The sequence below is a fragment of the Roseomonas aerilata DSM 19363 genome, from assembly GCF_000711725.1.
GTDB classification, from domain to species: domain Bacteria; phylum Pseudomonadota; class Alphaproteobacteria; order Acetobacterales; family Acetobacteraceae; genus Roseomonas; species Roseomonas aerilata.
The window spans coordinates 1-25530 of record NZ_JONP01000005.1 but is presented as its reverse complement, the minus strand read 5'-3'; the positions used below and the strand labels follow the sequence as shown (position 1 = coordinate 25530).

Annotated in this window: 22 protein-coding genes; 8 read left to right on the top strand and 14 right to left on the bottom strand. The window is 70.2% G+C overall.

Going from position 1 to position 25530, the window contains the following annotated elements:
* Window positions 1-20 precede the first annotated feature (20 nt).
* Window positions 21-1982: an ABCB family ABC transporter ATP-binding protein/permease gene (locus BO39_RS07245; RefSeq protein ID WP_084697922.1), complete on the bottom strand. Its 1962-nt coding sequence runs from the start codon at window positions 1980-1982 to the stop codon at window positions 21-23.
* Window positions 1983-2197: 215 nt separating this feature from the next.
* Here BO39_RS07245 and BO39_RS07240 point away from each other — a divergent pair, with 215 nt between their 5' ends.
* Both BO39_RS07240 and BO39_RS07235 read left to right on the top strand, forming a co-directional pair.
* A complete protein-coding gene (locus BO39_RS07240; RefSeq protein ID WP_043831555.1) occupies window positions 2198-3043 on the top strand; it encodes an NUDIX hydrolase in 846 nt (281 codons plus the stop codon).
* A 31-nt stretch (window positions 3044-3074) separates the two neighbouring features.
* Window positions 3075-3923, top strand: a complete 849-nt coding sequence (locus BO39_RS07235; RefSeq protein WP_043831553.1) for an SDR family NAD(P)-dependent oxidoreductase — start codon at window positions 3075-3077, stop codon at window positions 3921-3923.
* A gap of 22 nt (window positions 3924-3945) precedes the next feature.
* Here the strand turns inward: BO39_RS07235 and BO39_RS07230 are convergent, their stop codons facing one another.
* Both BO39_RS07230 and BO39_RS07225 read right to left on the bottom strand, forming a co-directional pair.
* Complete coding sequence (locus BO39_RS07230) at window positions 3946-4713, bottom strand: SDR family NAD(P)-dependent oxidoreductase (RefSeq protein WP_420493636.1); 768 nt, start codon at window positions 4711-4713, stop codon at window positions 3946-3948.
* A 97-nt stretch (window positions 4714-4810) separates the two neighbouring features.
* On the bottom strand, window positions 4811-5512 hold the full coding sequence (locus BO39_RS07225) for a class II aldolase/adducin family protein (protein WP_043831551.1): 702 nt from the start codon (window positions 5510-5512) through the stop codon (window positions 4811-4813).
* Between the two features lie 31 nt (window positions 5513-5543).
* Here BO39_RS07225 and BO39_RS07220 point away from each other — a divergent pair, with 31 nt between their 5' ends.
* Window positions 5544-6500 (top strand): Bug family tripartite tricarboxylate transporter substrate binding protein, encoded by a 957-nt coding sequence (locus BO39_RS07220; RefSeq protein WP_052401731.1) that lies wholly within the window; start codon window positions 5544-5546, stop codon window positions 6498-6500.
* A 296-nt stretch (window positions 6501-6796) separates the two neighbouring features.
* Here the strand turns inward: BO39_RS07220 and BO39_RS07215 are convergent, their stop codons facing one another.
* Genes BO39_RS07215 through BO39_RS07200 form a run of 4 tightly spaced genes read right to left on the bottom strand, consistent with a single transcriptional unit; the run spans window position 6797 to window position 9962 of the window.
* Window positions 6797-7591 (bottom strand): lipid-binding SYLF domain-containing protein, encoded by a 795-nt coding sequence (locus BO39_RS07215; RefSeq protein WP_043831548.1) that lies wholly within the window; start codon window positions 7589-7591, stop codon window positions 6797-6799.
* Between the two features lie 36 nt (window positions 7592-7627).
* Window positions 7628-8293, bottom strand: a complete 666-nt coding sequence (locus BO39_RS07210; protein WP_043831546.1) for a histidine phosphatase family protein — start codon at window positions 8291-8293, stop codon at window positions 7628-7630.
* Between the two features lie 44 nt (window positions 8294-8337).
* Window positions 8338-9192, bottom strand: coding sequence for an ABC transporter permease (locus tag BO39_RS07205; protein ID WP_420493635.1), 855 nt, complete (start codon window positions 9190-9192; stop codon window positions 8338-8340).
* A gap of 20 nt (window positions 9193-9212) precedes the next feature.
* Window positions 9213-9962: an SGNH/GDSL hydrolase family protein gene (locus tag BO39_RS07200; RefSeq protein WP_052401804.1), complete on the bottom strand. Its 750-nt coding sequence runs from the start codon at window positions 9960-9962 to the stop codon at window positions 9213-9215.
* Between the two features lie 126 nt (window positions 9963-10088).
* Here BO39_RS07200 and BO39_RS07195 point away from each other — a divergent pair, with 126 nt between their 5' ends.
* Window positions 10089-11282: an OpgC family protein gene (locus BO39_RS07195; RefSeq protein ID WP_052401730.1), complete on the top strand. Its 1194-nt coding sequence runs from the start codon at window positions 10089-10091 to the stop codon at window positions 11280-11282.
* Entirely contained in the window at window positions 11279-12025 is a 747-nt protein-coding gene (locus tag BO39_RS07190) for an SGNH/GDSL hydrolase family protein (protein ID WP_156963565.1), read from the top strand. The genes BO39_RS07195 and BO39_RS07190 overlap by 4 nt, the downstream gene beginning before the upstream one ends.
* A 12-nt stretch (window positions 12026-12037) precedes the next feature.
* Here the strand turns inward: BO39_RS07190 and BO39_RS07185 are convergent, their stop codons facing one another.
* The 6 genes from BO39_RS07185 to BO39_RS07160 form a co-directional block, all read right to left on the bottom strand.
* Window positions 12038-12835 carry a glycosyltransferase family 2 protein gene (locus BO39_RS07185; RefSeq protein ID WP_043831544.1) on the bottom strand — a complete coding sequence of 266 codons (798 nt, stop codon included), beginning with the start codon at window positions 12833-12835 and terminating at the stop codon, window positions 12038-12040.
* Entirely contained in the window at window positions 12828-13286 is a 459-nt protein-coding gene (locus tag BO39_RS07180; RefSeq protein WP_043831543.1) for a GtrA family protein, read from the bottom strand. Before BO39_RS07180 ends, BO39_RS07185 begins: the two co-directional genes overlap by 8 nt.
* Window positions 13283-13846, bottom strand: a complete 564-nt coding sequence (locus tag BO39_RS29715) for an HAD family hydrolase (protein ID WP_052401729.1) — start codon at window positions 13844-13846, stop codon at window positions 13283-13285. The genes BO39_RS07180 and BO39_RS29715 overlap by 4 nt, the downstream gene beginning before the upstream one ends.
* Window positions 13840-15762 (bottom strand): lysylphosphatidylglycerol synthase transmembrane domain-containing protein, encoded by a 1923-nt coding sequence (locus tag BO39_RS07170; protein ID WP_043831542.1) that lies wholly within the window; start codon window positions 15760-15762, stop codon window positions 13840-13842. The genes BO39_RS29715 and BO39_RS07170 overlap by 7 nt, the downstream gene beginning before the upstream one ends.
* A gap of 12 nt (window positions 15763-15774) precedes the next feature.
* Window positions 15775-16542: an NTP transferase domain-containing protein gene (locus BO39_RS07165; protein ID WP_043831541.1), complete on the bottom strand. Its 768-nt coding sequence runs from the start codon at window positions 16540-16542 to the stop codon at window positions 15775-15777.
* 73 nt (window positions 16543-16615) lie between these two features.
* Entirely contained in the window at window positions 16616-18352 is a 1737-nt protein-coding gene (locus tag BO39_RS07160; protein WP_156963563.1) for a hypothetical protein, read from the bottom strand.
* A 411-nt stretch (window positions 18353-18763) separates the two neighbouring features.
* Between BO39_RS07160 and BO39_RS07155 the strand changes: the two genes are divergently transcribed.
* Together BO39_RS07155 and BO39_RS07150 are read left to right on the top strand one after the other, a co-directional pair.
* Entirely contained in the window at window positions 18764-20344 is a 1581-nt protein-coding gene (locus BO39_RS07155; RefSeq protein WP_084697919.1) for an oligosaccharide flippase family protein, read from the top strand.
* Between the two features lie 33 nt (window positions 20345-20377).
* Complete coding sequence (locus tag BO39_RS07150; protein ID WP_043831538.1) at window positions 20378-21574, top strand: glycosyltransferase family 2 protein; 1197 nt, start codon at window positions 20378-20380, stop codon at window positions 21572-21574.
* Window positions 21575-21586: 12 nt separating this feature from the next.
* On the opposite strand, the gene BO39_RS07145 is transcribed toward BO39_RS07150, so the two are convergent.
* Window positions 21587-23068 (bottom strand): glycosyltransferase family 39 protein, encoded by a 1482-nt coding sequence (locus BO39_RS07145; RefSeq protein ID WP_169742736.1) that lies wholly within the window; start codon window positions 23066-23068, stop codon window positions 21587-21589.
* Between the two features lie 511 nt (window positions 23069-23579).
* On the opposite strand from BO39_RS07145, the gene asnB reads away from it, so the two are divergent.
* A partial coding sequence (gene asnB / locus BO39_RS07140; protein ID WP_156963561.1) for an asparagine synthase (glutamine-hydrolyzing) occupies window positions 23580-25530 on the top strand: 1951 nt, incomplete at its 3' end.

Sequence of the window (25530 nt, the reverse complement as noted above, 5' to 3'; positions counted from 1 at the left end):
TAAGTGTTGGGGCCAGATGGTCAGGCCGGGGCGGGAGCGGAAGACCCGACGGCCACCGGCGAGGGCGTTTGCCCGCCTGCCGGACCGGCGGGCTCGGGCAGGACGTCGCGCGCGGCGGCGGCGGCCTCGGCGAGCGCCACGGCCTGGGCCTGGCGGCGCCACATGGCGGCGTAGATCCCCTCGGCGGCGACGAGCTCGGCATGGGTGCCGCGCTCGGCGATCCTCCCCTCGGAGAGAACGATGATCTCGTCGGCCTCCACGACCGTCGAGAGCCGATGCGCGATCACGAGCGTCGTCCGGCCGCGGGAGACGCCACGCAGCGCCGACTGGATCTCCTGCTCCGTGCGGGTGTCGAGCGCACTGGTCGCCTCGTCGAGGATGAGGATGCGCGGGTTCTTGAGGATGGTGCGCGCGATGGCCACGCGCTGCTTCTCGCCGCCCGAGAGCTTCAGGCCGCGCTCGCCCACGCGCGTCTTGTAGCCCTCCGGCAGGCGCAGGACGAAGTCGTGCACCTGGGCGAGCTTCGCGGCCTCGACCACCTCCTCCTCGGTCGCGTTGGGGCGGCCGTAGGCGATGTTGTAGAAAATGGTGTCGTTGAACAGCACCGTGTCCTGCGGCACCACGCCGATGGCCGCGCGCACGCTCTCCTGCGTCACGTCGCGCAGGTCCGCGCCGTCGATGGTAATGCGGCCGGCGGAGACGTCGTAGAAGCGGAACATAAGGCGGGAGATGGTGGACTTGCCCGCGCCCGTGGGGCCGACGATGGCGAGCATCCGGCCGGGCGGCACCCTGAAGTCCACGCCGTGAAGGATCTCGCGGTTGGGGTTGTAGCCGAAGCGGACGCTCTCGAACCGCACCTCGCCCCGGCCGGGCGGCAGCTGGGGCGCGCCAGGCTTGTCGGCGATCTCCTGGCTCTCCCGCATGAGGGTGAACATGGCCTCCATGTCGACCAGCCCCTGCTTCATCTCGCGATAAACAAAGCCGAGGAAGTTGAGCGGCAGGTAGAGCTGGATGAGGTAGGTGTTCACGAGCACGAAGTCACCGACCGTCATCCGCCCCGCCGCCACGCCGCGCGCGGCCATCAGCATGACGACCGTGAGCCCCACCGCGATGATCGCGGCCTGGCCCATGTTGAGGAAGTTGAGCGAGACCTCGGACTGGTTATAGGCGCGCTCGTAGCGGGCGAGCGAGGCATCGTAGCGCCGCTCCTCGTGCCGTTCGTTGCCGAAGTACTTCACCGTCTCGTAGTTCAGCAGGCTGTCGATGGCCCGCGTATTCGCCTCCTGGTCGGTCTCGTTCATCTGGCGGCGGAAGCGCAGGCGCCAGTTGGTGAACATGAGCGTGAAGGTGACGTAGAGCCCGATGGTGCCGAGGGTGACCGCGGCGAAGGAGAAGTCGAACAGCTTCCAGAGGATCACCGAGACCATGAGGATCTCGAGGATCGTCGGGATGATGTTGAAGATCATGAAGTCGAGGACGAAGTTGATCCCCCGCGTCCCGCGCTCGATCACGCGCGACAGCCCGCCCGTCTGACGGTCGAGGTGGAAGCGGAGCGAGAGCGCGTGCATGTGGGTGAAGACCTGCAGCGCGATGCGCCGTCCGGCCCGCCCCTGCACCTTCGTGAAGACCGCGTCCCGCAGCTCCCCGAAGGCCGAGGAGGCGACACGGAGCAGCCCGTAGCCGACCACCAGCGCTACCGGCACCGTCAGCACGGCGGCGGTGCCGGCCGCGGCCCCCTCCCCCAGATGCGGCGTCAGCGCGTTCACCGCGCGGGAATAGGCGATCGGAACGAGCACGTTGGCGACCTTCGCCGCCGCCAGCAGCAGCAGCGCGATGACGACGCGCGCCCGCAGTGCCGGCTCGCCCTTCGGCCAGAGATAAGGCGCGAGGCTGCGGAGGGTGGCGAAGGTGCCGCGTGGGGCGGGCTTGTCGGCTGCCGGACTTTTCGGCGGGGTGGTCGGCTGGGCAGTGGCGGCGGACACGCGCGAACTCCGGTACGGGCCGCGGCCCCGGGCATGGGCGGCCCCAGGGTGGGGGCCGGCGCCGCACCGGGCGGGTCCGAGTGGGGGGTGCCGGCACCCCTCACGAGGATGGGAACGGCGAGATCTTACAAATGGGGTGTTCCGGCCCGCAGCGCCAGCCGGGGCGGCCGCATGGCGGGGATGCCGGCCGGGGCAAGGCGGGGCAGGATGGGCGCATGGATCCTTTTGCCCACCACATCGCCGCCTGCAACAACCTGCCCTCCCCGGCCGGCTACCTGCCCTTCCGCATCGGGGAGGATCAGGTGGGCTGGCTCGAGCCGGACGCCGCCAAAGCCCTGACCTTCCTGCCGAACCGTGTGCATTTCGGGCCAGAAGGCGTCTCCCTCGCCGCCGGCATCCGCGGCAGCGCAGCTCGGACCGGCGCGCTGGCGGAGATCGCCCGCACCCTCGCCCGCGCCGGCTTCGGCCGCATCCGGGGGGAGGAGTTCGACGTCAGGGCGACACCAGAGGGGCCGGTCCTGGGCACGGTGGACCGCGGCGTGCTGCCGGCGCTCGGAATCATCAGCCAGGGCGTGCACGTGAACGGCCTCGTCCGCCGGGCCGATGGGCTGCACCTCTGGGTCGGCTGGCGCGCGAAGGACAAGGCGGTGGCGCCGGGCCAGATGGACAACATCGTCGCCGGCGGCATCCCCGCCGGGCTGACGCCGGAGCGCTGCCTCGTGAAAGAGGCGGAGGAGGAGGCCTCCCTGCCCGCCGAACTCGCGGCGAAGGCCCGGCCAGTCGGACGCGTCTCCTACATCATGCGGACGGAGGAGGGGATGCGGCGCGACCTCCTCCACCTCTACGACCTCGAAATCCCCGAGGGCATCGAACCGCGCCCGAACGACGACGAGGTGGAGCGCTTCGAGCTCTGGCCGATCGGGCGGGTGCTGGAAGCGGTGCGCGACACGGAAAGCGTGAAGTTCAACGTGAACCTTGTGCTGATCGATCTGTTCCTGCGCGAGGGGCTGTTGCCGGACCCCGATGGGGCGCTGCGGGCCGGGCTGGACCAGTTGGCCTGACCGCGGCCGCCCCGCAGAAAAGGACAATCCCATGATGCAGCCCGCGCTTTCGCCCGACTCCGTGGCAGTGGTCACTGGCGGCGCCTCCGGGATTGGCCTGGCCGCCGCGATGCGCTTCGCGCGGGAGGGGATGCGCGTCTGCATCGCCGACCTGGGGGAGGAGAGGCTGGCGGAGGCGGCCCGCGCCCTCTCGGCCGTGGCGCCGGGCGGCGAGGCGGGGGTCATGGCGATGGCCACGGATGTGAGCCGCCCGGAGGACCTCCGGCAGCTGGAGGCGGCGGTGCGGGAGCGCTTCGGCGGCACGGACCTGCTGATGAACAATGCCGGCGTCCAGCCCGGCAGCGCCCTTTTTGGCCCCGCCGAGAACTGGGAGCGGGTGATCGGGGTGAACCTCTGGGGTGTCATCCACGGCACCCGCGCCTTCGTGCCCGGAATGATCGAGCGCGGACGGCCGGGGCTGGTGATCAACACGGGGTCGAAGCAGGGGATCACCACGCCGCCCGGAGACCCAGCCTACAACGTCTCCAAGGCCGGGGTCCGGGCCTTCACCGAAGCGCTGCAGCACGAGCTAAGGAACACGCCGGGCTGCCGGATCGGCGCGCACCTGCTCATCCCCGGCTTCGTCTTCACGCCGCTGACTGCCAATGGCCGCAGCGAGAAGCCGGAGGCCGCCTGGACACCCGAGCAGACAGTGGACTTCATGATGGAGCGCCTCGCGGCGGGGGATTTCTACATCCTCTGCCCCGACAACGACGTGACGCGGGCGTTGGACGAACGACGCATCCTCTGGGGCGCGGGGGACATCGTGGAGAACCGGCCGCCGCTCTCGCGTTGGCACCCGGGCTACGCGGAGGCCTTCAAGCGCTTCGTGGAGGGGTGAGAGCGACGCTCCCGCACGCACCTCACACGTGCTGCCCGCCGTTGATGTGGATTTCCGCCCCATTCACGTAGGAGGAGGCCCCGGAGCAGAGGAAGAGGATCGTCTCCGCCACCTCCTCCGCCGTGCCGAGGCGCCGCATGGGGATGTCCCGCTCCACGATCTCGGAGGTGCCGGGGGAGAGGATGGCCGTGTCGATCTCCCCGGGCGCGATGGCGTTCACGCGGATGCCATGGGCGCCGAACTCGTGCGCCATCTCCCGCGTCAGCGCCGCCAACGCGGCCTTGGAGCACGCATAGGCGGTGCCGGCGAAGGGGTGCACGCGCGATCCGGCGATAGAGGTGACGTTCACGATGCTCCCCTTGCCCGCGGAGAGTTCCGGGAACAGCCCGCGCGCGAGGGCTGCGGTGGAGAAGAGATTCACGTTGAAGACCGAGTTCCAGACCTCGTGGTCGGAGCCAAGCGTGCCGAGCCGCGCACCGCCCTCCCCTTTCGGGGAGATGCCGGCGTTGTTGACGAGGGCGTGGAGCCGCCCCTCCGGCAGGCGGTGGCGCACGATGTCCACAAGGCGCCTCACCTCCCCAGGGTTCGAGAGATCTGCCTGGATGTGGCTCCAGCGCGCGTTCGGCCAGCGGCACTCCTCCGAGAAGGGCTGGCGGGAGACGGTGAGGATGCGCCAGCCCTCTGACTGGAAGCGCTTGACCGTCGCGTGGCCGATGCCGCGGCTGGCCCCGGTGAGCAGCATGAAGCGGGTGCCCGCCGGCGCGGGGATGGTGGGAAGCTGATTCGGCAAAGCCCTGGTCTTTCCGCTGCGCCGCAGCAGATGACGCCGCCGGGCCGGCCGGGGCAAGCGCTCACCCGGCGCGAGTCGCGTGAAGAGACCGGCGCGCTCAGTCCTCCAGCCCGGCAATGCGCCCTGCCCAGACGCGGGCGACGGTGTTCGGCGTCAGCAGCCGCCGCGCGGTCTCCGCCACCTCCTCGCGGGAGAGGCCCGGCACGGGGCGGGCCGTGGCGCCCGCCGCCAGCGCGACGGCGGCGTTCTCCACCATGTAGATCGCGACCATGACGGCGGTGGCGATATCCGGCCCGACCACGACCGCGCCGTGCCCTCGCAGTAGCACCGCACGCGACTGGCCGAGGCACGCCGCCAGGGAATCCGCCTTTTCCACCGTGTCCACCAGCATCCCGCCGGCGCCAAAGGGTGCGCTGTCCCAGACCGGGATGTCCCATCCCGCCACGGCGCCGGTGTGAAAGACGGGGCGCAGCGGGGGCGCGCCGGGCATGGTGAAGGGCAGCAGCGGGCGCGCGTGGTGGTGGATCGAGACCTGCACATTGGGATGCGCTGCGAAGACGCGGGCGTGCAGCACCGCCTCGGAATAGGTGCCGACCGAGCTGTCCTCGCAAACCCCATCCGGGCCGTGCAGGCGAAGATCGCCCGGCGTCACCCGGTTCGGCGGCAGCGCGCGGGAGAGCCAGAAGCGCTCCGGGTTCTCCACGTCCCGGTGCGCGACATGGCCAAAATCATCGACGATCCCGTCCCGCACCAGCAGGCGGTTCGCCAGGGCGAGGTCGCGCAGGATAGCCTCGGTCATGTCGAATCGGTCCCCAGGGATGGCTCAACGGATGCACCGCCGCAACCTGCTGGCAATCGCCGGCCTCCTGCCTGCCGCCGCTGCGCGGGCCCAGTCGCGCGCCGTGCGGGTCGTGGTGCCCTATCCGCCGGGCGGGGGCATCGACATCTCCGGCCGCATCTTCGCCGAAGCCGTGGGGCCGATGCTCGGTGAATCCTGGGTGATCGAGAACCGCTCGGGCGCGAACGGCGCCGTGGGCAGCGCCGCCGCGGCGCGGGCGGAGCCGGACGGGCGAACCCTGCTCTGCAACTCCGACAGCCACCTGCTGGCGCGCGGCGTCATGCGCCAGGTGCCCTACGATCCCATCGCGGATTTCACGCCGATCGCGCGGCTGGCCATCTCGCCCCTCGTGCTCGTCGGCGCACCGAACCTCGTGCCCACGGACCTGCCGGCGCTGCTCGCTGAGGTGCGCGCCCGGCCGGACCGGCACGCCTTTGCCAACACCTCCCTTGGCACCTCCGGCCACCTCGCGACCGAGGTGTTCCGGCTTGAAGCGGGGGTGCCCGTGCTCGTCGTCTCCTACCGCGGCACCGGCCCCGCCCTGCAGGACGTGGTGGGCGGGCAGACGAGCCTCATGATGGCGCCCCTCCTCTCCGCCCTGCCGCTGATCCAGGCGGGGCGGCTGCGCGCCTACTGCGTCACCGGGCCCGGCCGAGCCGCCGTCGCGCCTGACATCCCCAACGCGGCCGAGGCCGGCATGCCGGCCCTGGCGCCGATCGCCCCCTGGTTCGCCCTCTGGGGGCCGAAAGGACTACCGGCCGCCCAGGTCTCGCGCGTGCACGCGGCCGTCCAGGCCGCGGCAGCCCAGCCCGAGGTGCGCCGCAAACTGGCCGAACTGGGCGGGGAGCCGATCCTGGGCGAAAGCCCCGAAGCCTTCGCGGCCTTCATCACCGAGGCGGCGGAACGCGGGCTCTCCATTCTCCGGCGCGCGGGGGTGGAGCCGGAATAAGCCATTTGGGGGTTGGCGCCGGTGACTCCGGAGAGAGGAAGAAGGAGTTCTTCCTCTCCCCAGCCCCCTCACCATCATCTTTTTCTTCGAGTCCAGAATGCTTCGCGAACGGTGCGCCCCGGGTCATGGCCCCGCGGCGGCTAGGCGCGCAGCAGGGGCGGCAAGAGAGAACCAGCCCGCAGTCATCGCATCTGCGACAGCCCGATGCAGGTCCAGGGTTGGACCTGTAGGTCCAACCAGGCTTCTGGCGGGAGAGGTGCCGGAGAGGGCAGAGCCCACTCTGGCCGCGCAGCCCGTTAGCGCAGGGTTTCGCGCGTGATCGCCCCGCCGCTGGGCGCGGCCTGCATGGGCGGGAGGGCGCCCGGTGCCTGCGCCATGGGGGCCATGGCCGAGGACCCACCAGCGCCGAAGCGCATCAGGGCCGCCCGGAGGGGGTCGGCGGCCGGGTTATGGGCCTGCATGTCCACCACGATCTGGCGGGTCGCGACGGCGCGGCCGTAGTAGCCGTTGTTGAAGTCGCTCCGGCTGGAGAGGAGCGATCCCTCGAGGGAGATGCCGGCGTAGAGGCCGCGGGTGCGGGCGTAGCTGACGATGTCGGCGCCGACGGCGGTGGTGGTGGCCCCGGCGATGCCGCCGCCGATGGTGGCCAGCGCCACGGAGGCATCGGCGCCGAGCTTCACCTGGCTGTCCATCACGGCGTTGAGGCCCTTGTTGGTCAGGATCAGCATCATGACCTGGGCATCCTGGATGCCGATCTGGAAGCCGAAGCTGGCGGAGCCGATGGTGTAGAAGGCGGGCGAGGACCAGGAGCCGGCGCCGTCGCGCGCCGTCAGCACGCAGTCGCCGCCCTGGCCGCCGAAGATGAAGCCGGCGCGGAACAGGCGGGGGCAGATGACCACGGCCCGCGCCTGGCCAAGCAGGCGAGTGACGTCGCGGGTCGCGTTCGGGTCACCCTCCGTCAGCATCTCCTGGACGGTCAGGGTGGCGCGGTCCACCAGCGCCTGCGTCTCGGACTGGGCCCGGGCGGCGCCTGGCAGCGAGGCGAGGGCGAAGCCCGCCACCACCCCGAGGAGCATCATCGTGCGCCGCATGAAGTTCTCTCCCCAACCCCTTGGCAGGGCGGGAGACTAGCCGCTCCCTTCCCGCGAAGCCAGAGCGGCCACGGGCAGTCCTGATGGCGGCTGCTCATTAACCGTCCGGATGCGCCAATGGCCCCTCTCCCGCTCCAGGGAAGTAATGGAGAGGTTCTTCACGCTGAACTGAAACGCCTGATGGGGCGTGAAGGCGCCGGCATGGGCCAGCGCCGCGCGGATCGACCCGCCATGGGCCACGATCACGACGCCGCGATCGCCAGCCTTGTCCGCCACTGCTTCCAGGGCCGGGCCGACGCGGGCGACCACGTCGGACAGGGTCTCCCCGCCCGGCGGCCGCTCGTCGGCGCCATGCATCCAGAACGGGTGCGGCGGGTCGCGCAGCATGGAGGTGAATTCCTCGTGCGACAGCCCCTGCCACTCCCCGAGATGCTGCTCGACGAAGGCGGGCAGCTCGGTCAGCTCCGCTTCCGGATAGCCGGCGGCGAAGACGGCCATGGCGGTCGCTCGCGTGCGGGCCAGCGGCGTGCAGTACCAGTTCGCCCCGCGTGGCAGGCGGGAGGCAAGCCAGTCATAGGCGGGACGATCGGCCGCCAGCGTCTCCTCGCAGAGGGCCACGTCCATCGAGCCATAGGCGATCAGCCGGGCGGCGGGCACGACGAGCGCGTGGCGGATGAGGAAGATGCGGGGGCTGTCCGTCATGGCGCGGTCCTACGACACAAGGCCGCGCGGGACGAGGCCCCTTCCTATTCCCCGATGGTTAGCAACGCCCCGCTGTCGCGCGCCTGGTGGAACTGGCGCATGAAGACCCAGCCCATCGCGCCGATCCAGAGGAGGTCGAGCGCGAAGGCCCAGCCGAGATGACCCCAGGCCACGCGCCCCTCGATCAGCGCGGCCCGCATCCCCTCGAAGACATGGGCGGAGGGAGTGGCCAGCGCGACGGGTTGGAGCCAGCCGGGCAGGATCGAGACGGGGTAGTAGACCGCCGAGATGGGCGCGAGGCCGAAGAGGACCGACCAGGCCAGCGACTCCGCCCCCGCCCCGTGCCGCAGGATGAGGGCGGTGACGCCGAGTGCCACCGCCCAGCCCATCATCATCAGCGCCGCGAAGAAGAGCACCACGACGGGCCCGAGCGAGAAGAGCCCGAAGCCGTAGAGCAGCCAGGCGAGCAGCACCGCCGGCAGCACGCCGACGAGCATACGGATCGCGCTCATGAGGATCAGCGCCGCGACGAGTTCCCAGGGGCGGAGCGGGGAGACGAAGACGTGGCCGAGGTTGCGCGACCAGATCTCCTCGAGGAAGGAGATGGAGAAGCCCATCTGGCTTCGCAGCGTCACCTCCCAGAGCAGCACGCCGCCGAGCAGCACGCCTGCGGCGAGGGTCGCCGTGTTCTGCCCGACGCCCGCGACATAGGCCGTGACGAAGCCCCAGACCGTCATCTGCAGGACGGGCCAGTACATCAGTTCCACCACCCGCGGCCAGGAGCGGCGGAAGAGGGCGAGGTGGCGATAGACCATGCCCCAGACCCGCCGCGCGGAGGCGAGCGCGGGCGAGCGGGGCCGCGGCTGAGGGCGCACGGGCGCGGCGGCGTCCCTGGTCACGTCATGCACCCGCGGTCTGGTCAGCGCGGCCCGCCGGCATGCGCCACCCCGGCTGCCGGAGGGAGGGCGGGGCGCAGGGCGGCGAGGATGCTGTCCGCCAGGGCAGCCGCAACGCAGTCGTAGCCGAGGTCGGTATGGTGCAGCCCGTCCGGCCCGATCACCGCGGCAGTCGGCACGCCCTCCGTCTGCCAGTGCCGCATCAGGGCGGAGCGGGAGAAGAGGGGCACGCCTCTGTCACGGGCGATGCCCGCCGTCTGCGCCAGGATCCTCTCATTCCCCTCGGGCAGGGCTTGGAGCTTCGGCGCCTCCTGGTTGTCCATCAGCACCACCTCGATGCCTGCGGCACGGAGGCGTTCTAGCCCGGCCTCCACCCTTTCCCGATAAAGGGCGGGCGGCATGCCGCGCAGCACGGCATTGCTGCCGACCTGCCAGATCACGAGGGTGGGGGAGGCCTCCAGCACGTCGCGCTTCAGGCGGCGCATCATCTCCGCCACCTCCTCCCCGCCCCGGCCACGGTTCAGCACGGTGACGAGATGGCCCGGCAGGGCCTCGCGCAGCCGGGCCTGCAGGCGCGCGGGATAGCTGACCTCCGGGCTGCTGGCCGCGAAACCCTCCGTGGAGGAGGAGCCGAAGGCGAGAATGCTCACCGGCCGCCCCGCCGCCATCGCCGCCGCCGTGGCCGGCAAGGAGAGGGGCTGGACCGGCGCCGCCGGACATTCCGCGGCCGCCGCCGGCAGCGCGAGAAGGGCCAAGCCGCAGATGATCAGCATGCGGAGCATTCGCCAGTGTGTCACGCGGTCGCGGATTCCGCCAAGCTTGACCGGCTGATGGCGGCCCGGGGCGTTACCGCTGCGGCCGCCCGGTGGCGGTGCCGTTCCGCACGCCTGGAGGATGTCATGGAGGGATCAGCTCAGGCCTCGCCGGGTGCCACGGCCCCCGTCGCGGGCGGGCGGCGCCCTCGCGACCTGCGGGCCGATTTCTTCCGCGGCATCGCCCTGTGGTTCATCTTCATCGACCACATCCCCGATAACCGGCTGGGCAACCTGACCCTGCGCAACATCACCCTCTGCGACGCGACGGAGGCCTTCGTGCTGCTCGCGGGCTATGCGGGGGGCATCGCCTACGGCGCGGCGCTGGAACGGGAGGGATGGCTCTTCGCGGCGGCGCAGGTGCTGCGGCGGGTGGGCACGCTCTACGTCGCGCATATCGTGCTCTTCGTGATGTTCACAGCCCAGGTCGGCTACTCGGCGGCGGCGATGGACGCCTCCATTTACATCGACGAGTTGCACCTCGACGCTTTCGGGGAGCAGCCCTACCGCGCGCTGCTGGAAGCCTTGCTGCTGCGCTTCCAGCCGGCCTTCCTGAACATTCTGCCGCTCTACATCCTGCTTCTGCTGCAATTCGCGCTCATCCTGCCGCTGATCCGCCGGCCGCGGCTGCTGCTGGGGCTCTCCCTGATCCTCTACGCCGCGACGCGGCTGCTCGGGCTCGAACTGCCGACCTGGACGGGCGGGGGATGGTTCTTCAACCCCGGCGGCTGGCAGCTTCTCTTCGTCATCGGGGTGCTGATCGGGCATCGAGCGCCCGACGGCGCGCCGGGGCCGCTCTCCTTCCCCTGGCGGCGCTGGGCAGGCGGGCTGGCATTGGCCTGGCTTGTCTTTGCCTTCGCCTTGCTCTTCCTCGCCTGGCACCGACCGGATCTCGGCCAACTGGCGCCGCGCTGGTTCACCGGGCTGCTGACGGACGTGGACAAGACGGCGATGCACCCCTTCCGCCTCGTCTCCATCCTCGCCCTCACCTACCTCGTCGCCCACTGGGTGCCGGCCTCGGCGGCCTGGCTGCGGAGTGGGGCGGCCTGGCCCTTCCTGGCCATGGGCCAGCAGGGGCTGCCCGTCTTCTGCAGCGGCATCCTCTTCTCCTTCATGGGGCGGCTTGCACTGGAATATGACGACCGCGTTATGATGCAGCTGGCGGTGAACGCCGCCGGATTGGCCAGCCTCGTCGCCGTCGCCTGGCTGTCGGGCTGGTACAAAGGGAAGGAACGGGCGCGGCGCGCGAGCCCCGCGATCCCCTCGGGGAGGCCGGCATGAGGTGTTGCAGCCCGCGCGTCGCGTTCCTGGTGCTGGCACTGCTCCTGCCGGCGCTGCCCGCCGCGGCCTCGACCTGCGACGCGCCGCCCGAGCTGCTGGAGGCCGCCCTGCCCCTGCCCGCCACCGAGCGCGCGCTGGCAGAGGGCGCCCTTCGCGTCCTCGTCGTCGGCTCCGCCTCCGTCTTCGGGCCTGGCAGCAGCACCCCCGGCCATGCCTGGCCCGCGCGGCTGGAGGCGAGCCTGCGGGAGAGCCGTCCCGACTTGCGGTTGGAGGTGAAGGTCCTCGGCGGGCGCGGGCTAACGGCGGCCGACATGCTGATGATGATCGAGGCCGCGATGGACCCGGCCCCGCAGCTCGTGATCTGGCAGGTCGGCACCGTGGAGGCGGCGCGCGGCCTGGAGCCGGACTGGCTGGCCGACCGCCTGGCCAGCGGCCTCGGATGGCTGAAGGACCGCGACATCGACACCGTGCTGATGGACCAGCAGTTCTCGCGCTTCCTGCGGGCGAACGCCGATGTCACCGCCTATCAGGACACGATCCGCATCGCGGCCGCAGGCCAGGGGGCCGCGGTCTTCCCGCGCTACGAGCTGATGCGCTTCTGGGCGGATACCGACCGCATCGACCTCGAGCGCGCGCCTCGTGCGAGGCGATCGGCCATGGTGGACCAGCTGGGGGAATGCCTCGGCCAGACGGTCTCGGCCTTCGTGCTGCGCGGCGCGGCCGAGGCGGCGAAGTCGCGCTGAGGGCCGGCGGCCTCAGGCCGCATTGGTGCCGAGCACCTCGAATTCATAGGATTCCCGCGGGATGTCGCGGTGCTCGCCCTCGCGGAAGGCGCGGCGGCCGAGGGCGTATTCCCGCAGGATCTTCAGGGTCCGCAGCGACTGCGACACCATCTTCACGTTGGAAACCTGGTCCGACTCCCGCCAGCTGATCGGGAAGAACATGAACTTCCGTCCTCCGTCGATGAGGCCGAGGAGGAGATAGACATTGAAGCGCAGGTCGTCGGCGTAGCGGGCAATGCCGGGGTCGGCGAAGACCGAGCGCGCGAAGATGTTCAGCCCCGAGCCAAGGTCCAGCACGCGGCGGAAGGACACGCCGGTGAAGAGCGCGTTGAACACGTGGTTCCCGAAGATCCGGAAGCGCGAATAGCCCTCCAGCCGCGATCCCCTGGCAAACCGGGCGCCGAGGCAGGCGTCGTAGCGGCGGTGGTCGCCGCGCTCGATCACCGGCAGGAGGTCGGCGATCGAGCCCTGGTCATCGCCGTGCAGCACGACGACATGGGTGTAGCCCTGCCGGACGGCATGCGCGAAGGCCGACTTGTGCGAGCCGCCGAGGCTGTAGTTGTCGCGGTTGCGCGCCACCGTGACCGGGCATGTCGTGACGGAGCGCGCGGCCTCTATCGCCGCCTCCGCCGTGCCGTCGCGGCTGCCGTTGTCCAGCACGAGGACCTCAGTGAAGGTGCCGGACGGCACCGCAGCAAGCTGCGCGAGCACGCGGCCGATCTGCGGGGCGCAGTTGTAGGCGGGGACGAAGACGAGAATTCGGTCAGCCATGGACGGATCCGCCACCCTTCAGGTCACGTTCGATGATGAAACGGGATACAAGGAAGTTGAGGATCAGCTGCGGCGGCGTGACGAGCACCTTGGCGACCGCCGCCAGGGCCGTGGCCGAGAGCGCGACGCCCTCCGCCCTGGCCAGCCCGCCCAGCCAGGCGGTGATCGCCCCGACGCCGGCGGAGGCGATGAGGATGACCATCAGCGTGTAAACGAGATAGCCGGCGACGCGCAGCCCCATCCCCCCGGCGGCCTTGTTGAAGACCTTCTCGCGCGACAGGAGGAAGACCGAGAGCGCCGCGATGCTGGAGCTGATGATGTTGGCCGCGAAGGGCGCCATGCCGGCCAGCCGGACGAGCAGGAGAAGGATGCAGGTATCGGCGATCCAGCCGAGGCCGGAGAGCCCGCCGAATTTGAGGAAGTTGATCAGCCAGGGCGGCAGGTTCCTCATGCGCCACCTGTCCAGCGCAGCACATGGCCGCCGAAGGCGCGGGCGGCGGCGAGGCCGGTCTCGGAATCCTCGATAACCATGCACTCGTCCGGGCGTATCCCGAGCTGCCGCGCGGCCAGGTGATAACCCTCCGGGTCCGGCTTGGCGCGGGAAACATGATCGCCGCAGACGAGGATGTCGAAGAGGCCGCGCAGCGCGAAGCGATCAAGGATCGCCTCCGTGCTGCCGGCGGCCGCGGTGGTGACGAGCCCGGTCGCGAGCGAGCCGAGGCGCGTTGCCCGCAACAGGTCGGCCAGCGCCTCGTTCGGGCGGATCAGGCCGAAGAAATCGGGGTAGATCGCCCGCTTGCGCCGGGCGACCGCCGCCGGCTCCGTGCCGGGGGCATCGGCCAGAAGTTCCGGCAGGAAATCGCCCCAGGCGCGGCCGGTGATGCGCGGAAGGATCGCGTCCGCCTCCACCATCACGCCGTGCTCGCCGAGCGCCGCGGCATAGGCGGCGGCGTTCGCGTGCTCACTCTCGACGAGGGTGCCGTCGAAATCGACGAGAACGGCCCTCAGCAATCTTCGTACTCGTCGAAGTAGCGCTGCACCAGCAGGCAGAGGCATCCGAGGAAAACCAGCCCCGCATAGGCACCCTTGCGGAACTTGTAGGGTGTCAGGCGGAAATAGTGCACGACCTCGTGCAGCCGCACCTCGCGCAGCCCGTCCTCTCCGAGGTTCTCGCGCATCCAGGCCGTCGCCCGCTCGTGCAGCACGGCGTACTGGGCCGTGCGCGCGATGGGGAAGGTGAGCACGCCATCCCCGTAGGAGCAGGAAATATCGCGGTTGAGGGATTCGTAGCCGAGATGCAGCGACTGCAGCAGCTTCGCGTAGTCGAGCAGCGGGGACTCGAAGATGTTGCCGACGTTGGGGTCGATCAGGAACCAGTGCGAGGCGCGCACCGGATCGGCCAGGATGTTCTCGATGGTGAGGTCACCGTGGATCGTGGCCGTCTCCCGCCGGTGGATGCGGCTGGTGACGAAATCCGGGGCGGCAAAGCGCTCCAGCAGCCCGATATCCACCCTCACTCCGTTCACCAGCACCGTGTCCCCGTCGAAGAACAGCGGGAAGGCGTCCTGGATGTTCCGCAGGTTGCCCGCGACCTTCTCCTTGGCGTAGCGCTCGATGACCTCCGGACCGGCGGGCGCGCCGCGGGTACGCTCGTGCAGTGCCCGCATCGCGTTCAGCACGTCCTCGAGGATGCGCCAGGAGGATTCGATGTCCGAGGAATGGATGATGTCGAACAGGTCGCGCGAGGTTGGGGAATACTCCATGTCGTAGAGGAAGCGCGAGCCGATGCGGGATTGGTCCGTAATCCGCACGAGGGGCAGGTCGGTGCCGTGCGTCTCCAGCCACCGGCACTGGTCGTGCAGCTTCCCGGCGGCACTGCCGAGCGCGTATTTGCGAATGCGAAGCTCGTTGCCGACCTGCACCATGGCGGTCAGCGCGTCGGAGCCACCGCGGAACATGCGCTGCACCACCGCGTCCCCGATCGCGTTCGCCTCGAAGTCGGAGACGAGGTCGGAGGCCCCGCTGAAGCGGCGCATCAGGAAGCCACTATACTGCTCGGCCTCCGAGAAGCGGTTGCGCGAGCGTGGCAGGCGGTGGACGTAAAGCATCGGGTCCGAGACCCAGCTGATGGCCCCGCGCAGCGTGACGCCGATGCGTTCCCTGAAGATGCCGTAGCCGAGGACGAGGGCGAAGGGCGCGACGGTGTAGAGAAGCAGCACCAGAGCCTGCCCCGTCCCCTCCTGCAGGAGGGAGAGGAAGGCAGGCTCGAGCGGCGCGCCGTGGATGACGATGAAGAGGCGCTGGAAGTCCACTCCCACTGCCCGCGACAGCATGAGGTAGGAGAGCAGGTAGAGCGCCCACATGGCCGCGCCCTGCGCGACGATGCGCACCCATTGCGCGCTGGCCTCGGACAGCACCTCGGGCAGCGACCAGGCACCGTCGAGGATCACCAAGCGGATGCGCGGATTGAAGATCGAGGCCGCGAGCCAGACCAAGTAGCGAAACCGGGCGGAGCGCTCGACCAGCACGGCCGAGAGGAACACGCCGCCGACCACCAGCACCGCGCCCGCGGTCCAGGCCCAAACATCGACGTCCGAGAACACGCCGGCGGCGGTGAAGACGAGGACGAGCACCCAGACGGCCAGCAGGTCGAAGGCGCGCTCGACCACGATCGTGGCGAGCACGTAGGCAAGGTCGCTGCGCGTGCGGGAGGCATAGTAGACCCCGCGCGCGATCTCACCGAGCCGCAGCGGCAGGAAGGCGTTGAGCACATAGGCGAGGGAGAGCGCGAGGAAGCCGGTGCTGGAGCGCGGCGTGCCGATCTGGCGCAGCAGCAGCGACCAGCGGAGCACGCGGACGAGATGGCCGAGCACGAGCAGCGCGAGCGCCGCCACGAGACCCAGGGCCGAGACCCATTCGGGGTTCATCGCCACCCCCGTCTAGCCCCGCACCTCGGCGCCGCGCCAGGAACCGAAGCTCCCGATCCGAGCGAGGGCCGCCTCGTACTCCACGGGCGTGCCGAAGGAGAGGTGCTCGTCGAGCAGCACGCCGCGCACCTTCTCCCCCGCCGCCACCATCGTGTTGTAGATCCCGCTGACGAACAGCTCGGGGTAAGGGCAGTCCGCGGCGTAGGCGCTGGCGTGGTGGAGGAAGGTCTCGCGGTTCCGGAAGCCATAGGCGCCGGCGATGGCGAGGTCGCTGATCGCCTCCTTCTCCACGGTGCGAAGAAGATCGCCCCGCTCGTCATAGGCCGCGTAGGAATAGGCGGGGGCGGTCGCGTGGAAGTGGCAGAGGAAACCCGCGGTCTCGGGCGGCATGGCGGGCAGGGCCGCGGCCAGGCGATCGGCGCGGAAGGTGTGGTCGCAGTCGTTCACCACCAGCCAGCCATCCTCCGGCACGCCCTCGCAGCCGAGCATCGCGGTTTCCAGCGCGCCGGAGGTCACCTCTGGCAGGGCGATGATCGAGGCCTGCGGGTAGCGCTCGAGGATCCGCCGGTCGATCGCGTGCGCCTCGATGTGCTCGGCCAGCACGACGAAGCTCATCGACTGGAGGTCGAAGCAGCGCCGCAGCGCCTCCGTCGCCCACCAGAAGAAGGGCTCGCCATCCAGCAGGAGAAGCGGCTTGGGCAGGTCGAATCCCGCCCGGCCGAAGCGGCTGCCACGCCCCGCCATCGGCATGACCAGGTTCACGCGCGTCCCTGGCGTCATCTCTCGATGCTCCTCGCACTCGATCCAACGCACCGGCCGCCGCGCGCCCTGCCCTTCATCGACGGGGGCACGGCTACTGCAGCAACCGGGTGCGCGCGAGGAACAGGTCCTCAGCCACCTTCCTCTCGGCCGGTGTCACCGGCGCGTTGAGGTATTTCGCAACCGCCGCCACCGGCGCCTGCGCGATGAGGTAGACCTGGCGCCGCAGCGCGGGGTCCGCCCAGTCCGGCACGATCTCGCCGGGCGGCCGGAAGACCTCCGTTACGCCCTCCTCGCGGCCGGTGCCAGCGGGGGAATAGGCGGCTGGGCGCCAACCGAGCACAAGCGCCGTGGCATCGGCGAGGCCGGCGTCGCGCAGGCAGGGCAGCCCGCCTTCCTGCCAGTTCACGGCCTCGCGCTGGCCCGGCACGAAGGGGAGATGTGTGCGCACGTGCATCACCGTCGTCTCCCCGCGCGCGAAAACCTCGGCGACGCTGCGGCAGGCCTCGGGCAATCCCTCGTGCCGCGGCGTGAAGCCGTGTTCGAGCAGCAGCAGGTCCAGCAGCCGGTCGGAGTTCCAGTAGGTGGAGACGAAGACCCGGGGCTGCCCCCCCCGCGCGTCGCGCTCGATGGCCTCTTCGGTGGCGGCGATCCCGCCATTGAGGTCGTCGAGCCAGCGCGTCCAGATGAGCGGCGACCAGATCCTGCCGATGAGTGGCCGCGGCCCGTCATTGTCCACGCCCAGCCGCGCGATCTGCCAGGAGGGTACCCGGACCGGTGGCGCGAGGAGGCCGAGGACGGCGATCACGAGCGCCCCGGAGAGCACCACGCGGGGCAGGCCGCGGGCGCGCAGCACCGCGCGCCCTCCCTCAACGATGGCGATGGTGATGAAGGGCGCGAGCGGAAGGAGGTAGCGCAGCTCGTAGAGGGAGCGCCCATAGGCCGCGAGATAGACGAGCGGGACGAGGATGCAGAGCAGCACCTCCCGCCAGCGCCGCTGGGCGAGGAAGGAGGCGAGGCCGAGCGGCAGGAGGATTATCCCGGGCAAGGCCAGGCCATAGACCGCGTGCCGCAGCAGCGAGACGAAGCCCTCCTGCCGGTCCCAGAGCGCGATGGCGCGCGAGGCCACGGAGAAGATCTCGAGATAGTTGAGGCCGAAGGCGGCGTAGACCCCGAGGGGGATGAGGGCGATCAGCGGCGCTGCGAGAAGGGCGTGCGCGAAGCGGGCCCGCCAGCTCGGCAGCTCGAACCACATGAGCACCGCGAAGGCCGGAAGGACGAAGAGCGCGTCCGGCCGCGTCGCTGCGGCGAGCCCCATCAGCACGGCCGCCACCGCCGTGGCGGGAAGCGACAGCCGCGTCCAGAACACCGCGACGGCGAGGGTGGTCAGGCCCGCCGAGAGGACGTTGTCGTTGAAGAGGTAGGCGGATTCGAAGATCGGCGGGAAGAGCAGGCAGGCGAGCGCGCCGAAGGCCGGCGGGACGCGATAGACCCGCGCGAGAAGATAGACGACGGCGCCGACGAGCAGCACCAGCGACGCGAGCATCACCAGCCGGAAGTTCACAAGCGTGGGGAGATGGTCGAGCGCGCCGAGCCCCGCGATCACCGCCGTGCTACCCAGCCGCGTGACGAGGAAGAAGCGACCGCTGAAGGGATAGAGAAGATCGATGTCCTGCACCCTCCCCGAGCGGAGGCCGAGGGCGTTGATGCCGATGCTCGGCTCGAAGCCTTCCGTATAGGTGGCGTGCAGGACCGGGAGGATGAACCACGCCAGCACCACGAGGCTGGCGACCATGGCGAGCGGGCGTAAGGCTGTAGACGATCTACCCACCGGCGAATCCTGTCTGCTGGGCCGCGGAACGAGACAGAATGCACCTCGACTACCGGGTGGCAGGCGGCCCTTCGTTTTACATTAGCAAGCGTTCGCTGCGCCGCAAACGCCGCGGCAGGTCACATCGCCGATGGCGAGCGGCTTTGCACGTGCCCCGCACGGGCGTCGCGCTCACATCACCGTCATCGCTCCTGCACGGCCACGATTTCCGGCGAGGCCTTGCCGCGTATCCGCCCTGATACATGGGCTTCTTCGGCCGTGCCGACGAGGCCGGGCGATCATGATCCTGTGTGCAGCACAAACTTTGAGCGCCTGCGGGTTTGCGGTAAACGACCGCACCGCCGGCTCGTGATCGCGTGCCGATCACGTTTCCGAGCAAAGCCGGGTGGTCACCGTGACGCGACCGTTGCGATGGCGTTCGTTATCGGCATATCCGCCAGAAATGCCGGAGCAGGGACGCCAGAACGGCCGCCGCATGGCCAACCGCATGACGAGAGCGATCGGCTCGCAAGGAACCAGCGCGTGGCGTCGATAAGACAAGGCTTTGCGTGGATGACGATGGCGCAGGGCAGCCTGTTCGTCCTCCAGTTCGTCGTCTCGATCCTCATCGCGCGGCTACTCGGCCCCTACGAGATGGGCATCTTCGCCATCGCGCTCTCGATCGTGGGCCTGCTCTCGATCGTCCGCTCCTTCGGGCTCGGCTCCTATCTTATTCGCGCGGCGGAGCTGACTCAGCCTCTGAAGCGCACGCTGTTCACCATTAATGGCGCTCTCGCCGTCGTGGTATCGCTCGCCATCCTCCTCCTCAGCCTCCTCGGCGGCGCGCTGCTGAAGGAACCGGGCGTGGAGGACCTTCTGCGCGTCATGGCGGTCCTGCCGCTGATCGGGATCTTCGACTTCATCCCCTCCGCCTCCATCGAGCGGCGCGGGGAGTTCCGGCTCGTCGCGATCGTCAATGTTTTTCGCTACTCGCTGTCGAATGCGGCGACGCTTGCCTTCGCCTATGCGGGTCATGGCTACATGAGCCTCGCCTACGGGCAGGTGATCAGCGCCCTTGCCGCGGCCGTCCTGAACAACCTCTTCGCCCGGGATTCCATCGTCCTCTCGCTGGGGTTGCAGGGCTGGCGGGATGTGGTCCGCTTCGGAACGCAGGTGCTCGCCATCTCCGCCATCAACGGGCTGCAGGGCAGGATGGCGGACCTCGTGCTCGCGAAGTTCCTCGGCCTCGCCGCCTTCGGCATCTATTCCCGCGCGACGAGCCTGACGGGCGTGCTTTGGGAGAACATCCAGATCATCGTCCTGCGCGTGCTCTTCGTGGACTTCGCGGAGCAGAAGCGACAGGGGATCTCGCTGCGCCACAGCTACCTGCGGCTTACGCAGGTGCTGACCGGCTTCCTCTGGCCGGTCTTCGTCGGCATCGGCGTGGTTTCCGGACCCCTGGTCCTCGCCCTCTTCGGCGAGAAGTGGCTCGACGCGGTCATGCCGCTGAGCATCCTCTCGCTCTCGGCCGCCCTCTTCGTGCCGATCATGGTGGCCTATGACATCTTCGTCATCTCCAACGAGACCGCGCGCCAGACGCGGCTGGAGATGCTCCGCGCCCCCGCCTCGCTCGCGCTTTTTGCCCTCGGCTGCCTCGTCAGCCTCGAGGCCGCGGCGGCGACGAAGGTGGTGGAGGCGGTGATCATGTACCTCGTCTACCGCCCGCATCTCGAGCGCATGACAGAGACGCGATGGGCGGACTACGTGCCGATCTACGGCCGCAGCCTCCTGCTGGTGGCCGCCGCCGTGCTGCCGGCCGCCCTTGTCATGCAGTTCTATGGATGGTCGCCCCAGGCGCCACTGCCGGTGGTCATCGCGGGCGTGGCGGCCGGCGGCCTGGCCTGGGTCGCCCTCCTCTGGGCGCTGCGCCACCCCCTCTTCGAGGAGGGCGCCCGCCTTCTCTCGAAGCTGCTGCGCCGGCCGCGCGCCGCCGTCGTGGCGCCCCAGGCCTGAGGCCGAGTTAAAGGCCAAGTGAAGGAATTGACGATGCCCGCAGACGGCCAGGCCCTGATCGACGTCCTGATTCCCGCCTACAACAGCGAGGGCACGATCGAATCCTCCGTGCGATCCATCCAGAACCAGACGGTCCGGTCGATCCGCATCCTCGTCATCGATGACGGCTCCAGCGACAGAACCTCGGAGATCGTCGCGGCCATCGCGGCGGCGGACCCGCGGGTCGAGCACATCCAGAAGCCCGGCAACAGCGGCATCGTGGACACGCTGAACATCGGCCTTGCCCGCTGCACCGCGCCCTATGTCGCGCGGCACGACGCCGACGACCTCGCCTACCCCAACCGCTTCGAGGTGCAGCTCGCCTACCTGGAAGCGGACCCGGACCTCATCGCGGTCGGCGCGGTGGCGCGCCACGTGGACGAGTGGGGCAACCATACCGCCGCGCATGGCAGCTTTGCCCGCCCGCCGCCGCCGGAGCTGGCGGACCCGCGCAGCTTCCCCTCGCGCGAGCCCTATCTCATGCACCCCTTCCTGATGGTTCGGCGCGACGCGCTGGTGGCGGTGGGGGGCTATCGCTACGTCATGCATGCCGAGGATACGGACCTCTACTGGCGGCTGCAGGAGCGCGGTCGCCTCCACAACCCGCCGGACCTGCTCGGCGACTACCGGTTCCACATGGGCAGCATCACCAGCGGGTCCGTCCATAACGGGCGCATCGGCGCGCTCGCCTCGCAGCTCGCCGCCATCTCGGCGGTGCGCCGCCGGACCGGGCGGCCCGACCTCGACTTCCCGCGCGAGCGGCTGGCGCAGTACCGGGCGGCGGCAGGCGTCACCGACCTTCTCCGGATGGCCTCCTCCGACCTCACGCCGGAGGAGCGCGCCTATCTCGAGGTCGCCGTTGCCGCCAAGCTGCTGGAGTCCGCGAGCTACCGACCCTACCTGCTGGAGGGCGCCGACTGCCACTTCATCCGCACCACGCTGACGGCCAACTGGCACCGGCTCAGCCCGGAAGAGGCGGCGGAGATGGAGGAGAAGCTCGTCACGGTGGGCACCCGGATGTTCTACCACCGCCGCCTGCGGGAGCTGACGATGCTGCTGCCCCGCGCCGCCTTCGTGCGGACCGTTCGCCGCGTGGCGGGAATCACCTTGCAGACCCGGCTTCAGCGCCTCCGCCGCGCGGGTGGCCGGCTTCGGCCCCTGGCAGGGGGCCGGCGCGGCAGCGCGGCCTGACGGCGCGGCCCCTCAGCGCCGCTCCGCGCGCGGGGGATGCCAGAGCTGGACGGTGACGAGCGGGAAGGAGACGGCCGCGTCCGCGCGGTGCCCCTGCCCGAGGGCCTGCGCCAGCGCCGCGGGCTCGACCCGGTCGTGCCAGGGGCTCGACACGGCCCAGACGCGCCTTCCCTCCGCGGCCGCCACGAGATCCGGCAGTTGCTCCCTCTCCCCGACCGGCCTGACAAGGCGGCGCAGCGGGGCGGCGTAGTAGCCGATGACGGCATCGACGCCAGGCGGCGGTGGCGTGACGATCACGTCTCCCGGCCCGGCCGAGGCCGCGATAAGCGCGACGGCGCTCCGCCAGTCCGGCCGGCTCCACTCGGCGTGATAGGCATAGAGGCCGGCCGCCTGAGTGGCCATGACGAAGCCGACGAGCGCGAAGCCTGCCATCCGCCCGCCATAGGCCACCATCGCCGCGGCGATCAGGAGGTAGAGCGGCAGCAGCGACCAGAGGTGGATCCTCGTCACGAAGATCGGCGCCACGGCGAAGCTGACGGCGATGGTCAGCACGAAGGGCAGCACGCCCGCGAGGATCGCGAAGGCAAGGAAGCGCGGGTTCCGCCGCGCGGCCCAGAGCCCGAGCGCCGCGACGAGGGCGAAGCCCGCCGCCACTACCGTGGTGAGGCGGACGGAGAGGATAGCGTTCAGCTTCTGCGCCAGCATCGGCCCGATCGTCTCCGCGACGGCGCGCGGGGTGGGCGGCGGCAGCCAGGCGACGAGCCCCTTCGCGTTCGCCATCAGCACCGAGAGGACGGGGACCGAGGCCGCGAGGATGCCGAGGAGCACGATATTGGCGACGAGCCAGGTGAGGCCCGCCGCCCGCCCGCGCCCGCCGAGCCACCAGCCCACCAGCATGATCAGCGACGCCGAGGGGATGACGAAAAGGCCGGCCATCTGCGTCCAGAGCGCGAGGGCGGAGCCGAGCACGAAGGCGAAGGCGCCCTTGAGCCGCGCCCCTCGCTCCCCGGGCGCCGTCGCGAACCGCACGGCGCCCCAGAGGGCAACCGAGGCGAGGAGCGGCAGCAGCGAGTACATCCGCACCTCCGTGCTGTACTGCACATGCAGGGCGGAGGTGGCGAGCAGCGCGGCCGCGAGCAGCCCGACTCGGAGCCCTACCAGCATCCGGCCGATCGAGAACAGCACGGGGATCGTCAGCACGCCGAAAAGAACGCTGAGCGAGCGCAGGGCGAACTCCCCGGCCCCGAAGACCGAGGTCCAGGCGAGCAGCGCCAGATAGTAGAGGGGGGGATGGGTGTCCGCCATGATCAGCTCCATGGCGCGCACCCGGTCGAGCACCGCGACCTGAACGCTGAAGCCCTCGTCCACCCAAAGTGACGAAGATGTAAGGTGCCAGAACCGGACGCCCAGCGCGACGAGGACGATGCCGACGAGAAGAAGGCGCGCCCCTCCGAGGCCGGTGTCGTGCCGGCGTGCCCTGCTCGCTATTGCCAAGGAGAATCCCTCTGCTCTGCCGCTTCCCGCTCTGCGCGGCGCGCAAGGCTTGCTGTAGGTCGTCCGGCGCCCGGGCATCTATACCGGATGACCGAAGCGGGAATGAATCGACGCTGTCGTGATTGGAAGCGGTTGGGCAAGCCGCTCCGAGCCGTTTATCGCTGAGAAGTTACAACGCACACTGTCTTTACGATAAGGTTTGGTTGCTAATCCCTTTCTATGAGAAGTGCGCAGGTTGCCATCGGGAGGTTGAGCCGCGACGTGACCGAAAGAACTGGCGAGAGGCAGGAAGGCTGGCGGCCTGGAAACGGCAGGCCGGGATGCCTCCCCGGCTCGCCCCCTTGCCGACGCCGCCAACGGCCGGCGGCGCATCCGGGGTGACGACGGTGCAAGGCTTGCCGCAGGCCAGTTCCGGACGGCTTGATCGTGACCGGGATGGTCGCGGCGAATGCCTGCCCATAGGCTGCCATCAACGGGCCGCAGGACGGTCGATCGCGAGGAGACGGGCTGAATGTGCGGACTGACCGGCTTCTGGTCGCCGGCACACTTCGGCAGCGAGGCCGTGGCCCGCGGGATCGTCGAAGCGATGCGCGACCGCCTCACGCATCGCGGGCCCGACGATCACGGCACCTGGATCGATGCGGAGAGCGGCATTGCCTTCGGCTTCCGCCGCCTCTCCATCATCGACCTCTCTCCCGCCGGCCATCAGCCGATGGCCTCCGCGGACGGGCGCTTCGTCGCTATGATGAACGGCGAGATCTACAACTTCGCCGAACTTCGCGCCGAGATCGACGCGGCGCGCGGCGGGCATCCCTGGCGCGGGCACTCCGACACCGAGGTGCTGGTCGAGGCCATCGACGAATGGGGACTCGAGCGCGCGCTGGGGCGCGCCAACGGCATGTTCGCGATCGCCGTCTGGGACCGGCGGGAGAACTCCCTCCTCCTCGCGCGCGACCGGATCGGCAAGAAGCCCATGTATTACGGCTGGATGGGCGGCCATTTCCTCTTCGGCTCCGAGTTGAAGGCCCTGCGGGCCCATCCCGCCTTCGACGGCCGCCTCTCGACCGAGGCGCTCTCGGGCTTCCTCCAGATCGGCTACGTCGTCGGGCGTCAGACGATCTTCGCGGGCCTCTCCAAGCTGCCCGGTGGCCATATCCTGCGCCTCGACGCCCGGGCGGCGGGGCGCCGGGAATCCCCTGAGCCCAGCCCCTACTGGGATCTCCGGGGCGTGGCGGAGGCCGGGCTGGACGCCCAGGCCGCCGGACGCCTGGCCCGGCAGGAGGAGTTCGAGGCGCTGCTGCGGGACTCGGTCGCGCTCCGCATGGTCGCCGACGTGCCCGTGGGCTCCTTCCTCTCGGGCGGCATCGACTCGAGCCTTGTCACGGCGCTCATGGCCAAGGGCTCGGCCGGCGCGGTCCACAGCTTCGCCATCGGCTTCAACGTGCGCGAGTGGGACGAGGCGCCGCACGCGCGCGCCGTGGCCGAGCATCTCGGGACGCAGCACGAGGAGGCCTATCTCGGCGCCGCCGACATCCAGGACATGATCCGCGACATCGCCGAGGTCTGCGACGAGCCCCTGGCCGACGACTCGATCGTGCCCACGACCCTGCTGTGCCGGCTGGCGCGCCGCCAGGTGACCGTCGCGCTCTCGGGCGATGGCGGCGACGAGCTGCTGGGCGGCTATGCCCGCTACGCCGCGGTGAACGAGTGGCTGGAGCGGCGGCGTGGCCTGCCGCGGCCCGTGCGGGCCCTGGCCGGTCTCGTCTCGGGAGGGCTGGCGCCGGCGGCCGAGCGGCTGGGGCAGATGCGCATGGCGCGCCGGCTGCGGCTGCTCGACTGCCTGATGGGTTCGGGCGACCCGGACGAGGTCCACCGGATGCTCGTCTCGCAGACGCTCGAGGCGGATTCGCTTCTCGCCAGCCCCGCCGGGCTGCCGAACCCGCTGGAGGATCCGCGCTACCTCCTCGGCCGCTCGACCCCGATCGACCGCATGGGCTTCACCGACCTCGCGACCTACCTCACGGACGATATCCTGGCGAAGGTGGACCGGGCGAGCATGTCCACCTCGCTCGAGGTGCGCTGCCCCCTGCTCGACTACCGCGTGATCGAGATGTCCTGGCGCTTCCCGACGGCCGAGAAATACGCAGCCGGGGAGGGCAAGCTTCCGCTTCGGCAATTACTCTACCGGCACGTGCCGCGCGCGTTGGTGGACCGGCCGAAGCGCGGCTTCGGGGCGCCTGTGGAGGTCTGGTTGCGGTCCGAGTTGCGCGACTGGGCGGAGGCGCTGATGAGCCCGGCGGCCCTGGCCCGCCACGGCCTGCTCGACGTGCGCGCCTGCCGCAAGCTCTGGGAGGATTTCCTCTACCGGAACCACTCCTTCAACCGCGTCATCTGGAACCTGCTCATGTTCCAGGCCTGGCACGCATCGCTCGACCACGCGCGGCCGGAGCCCTTCAGCGGGC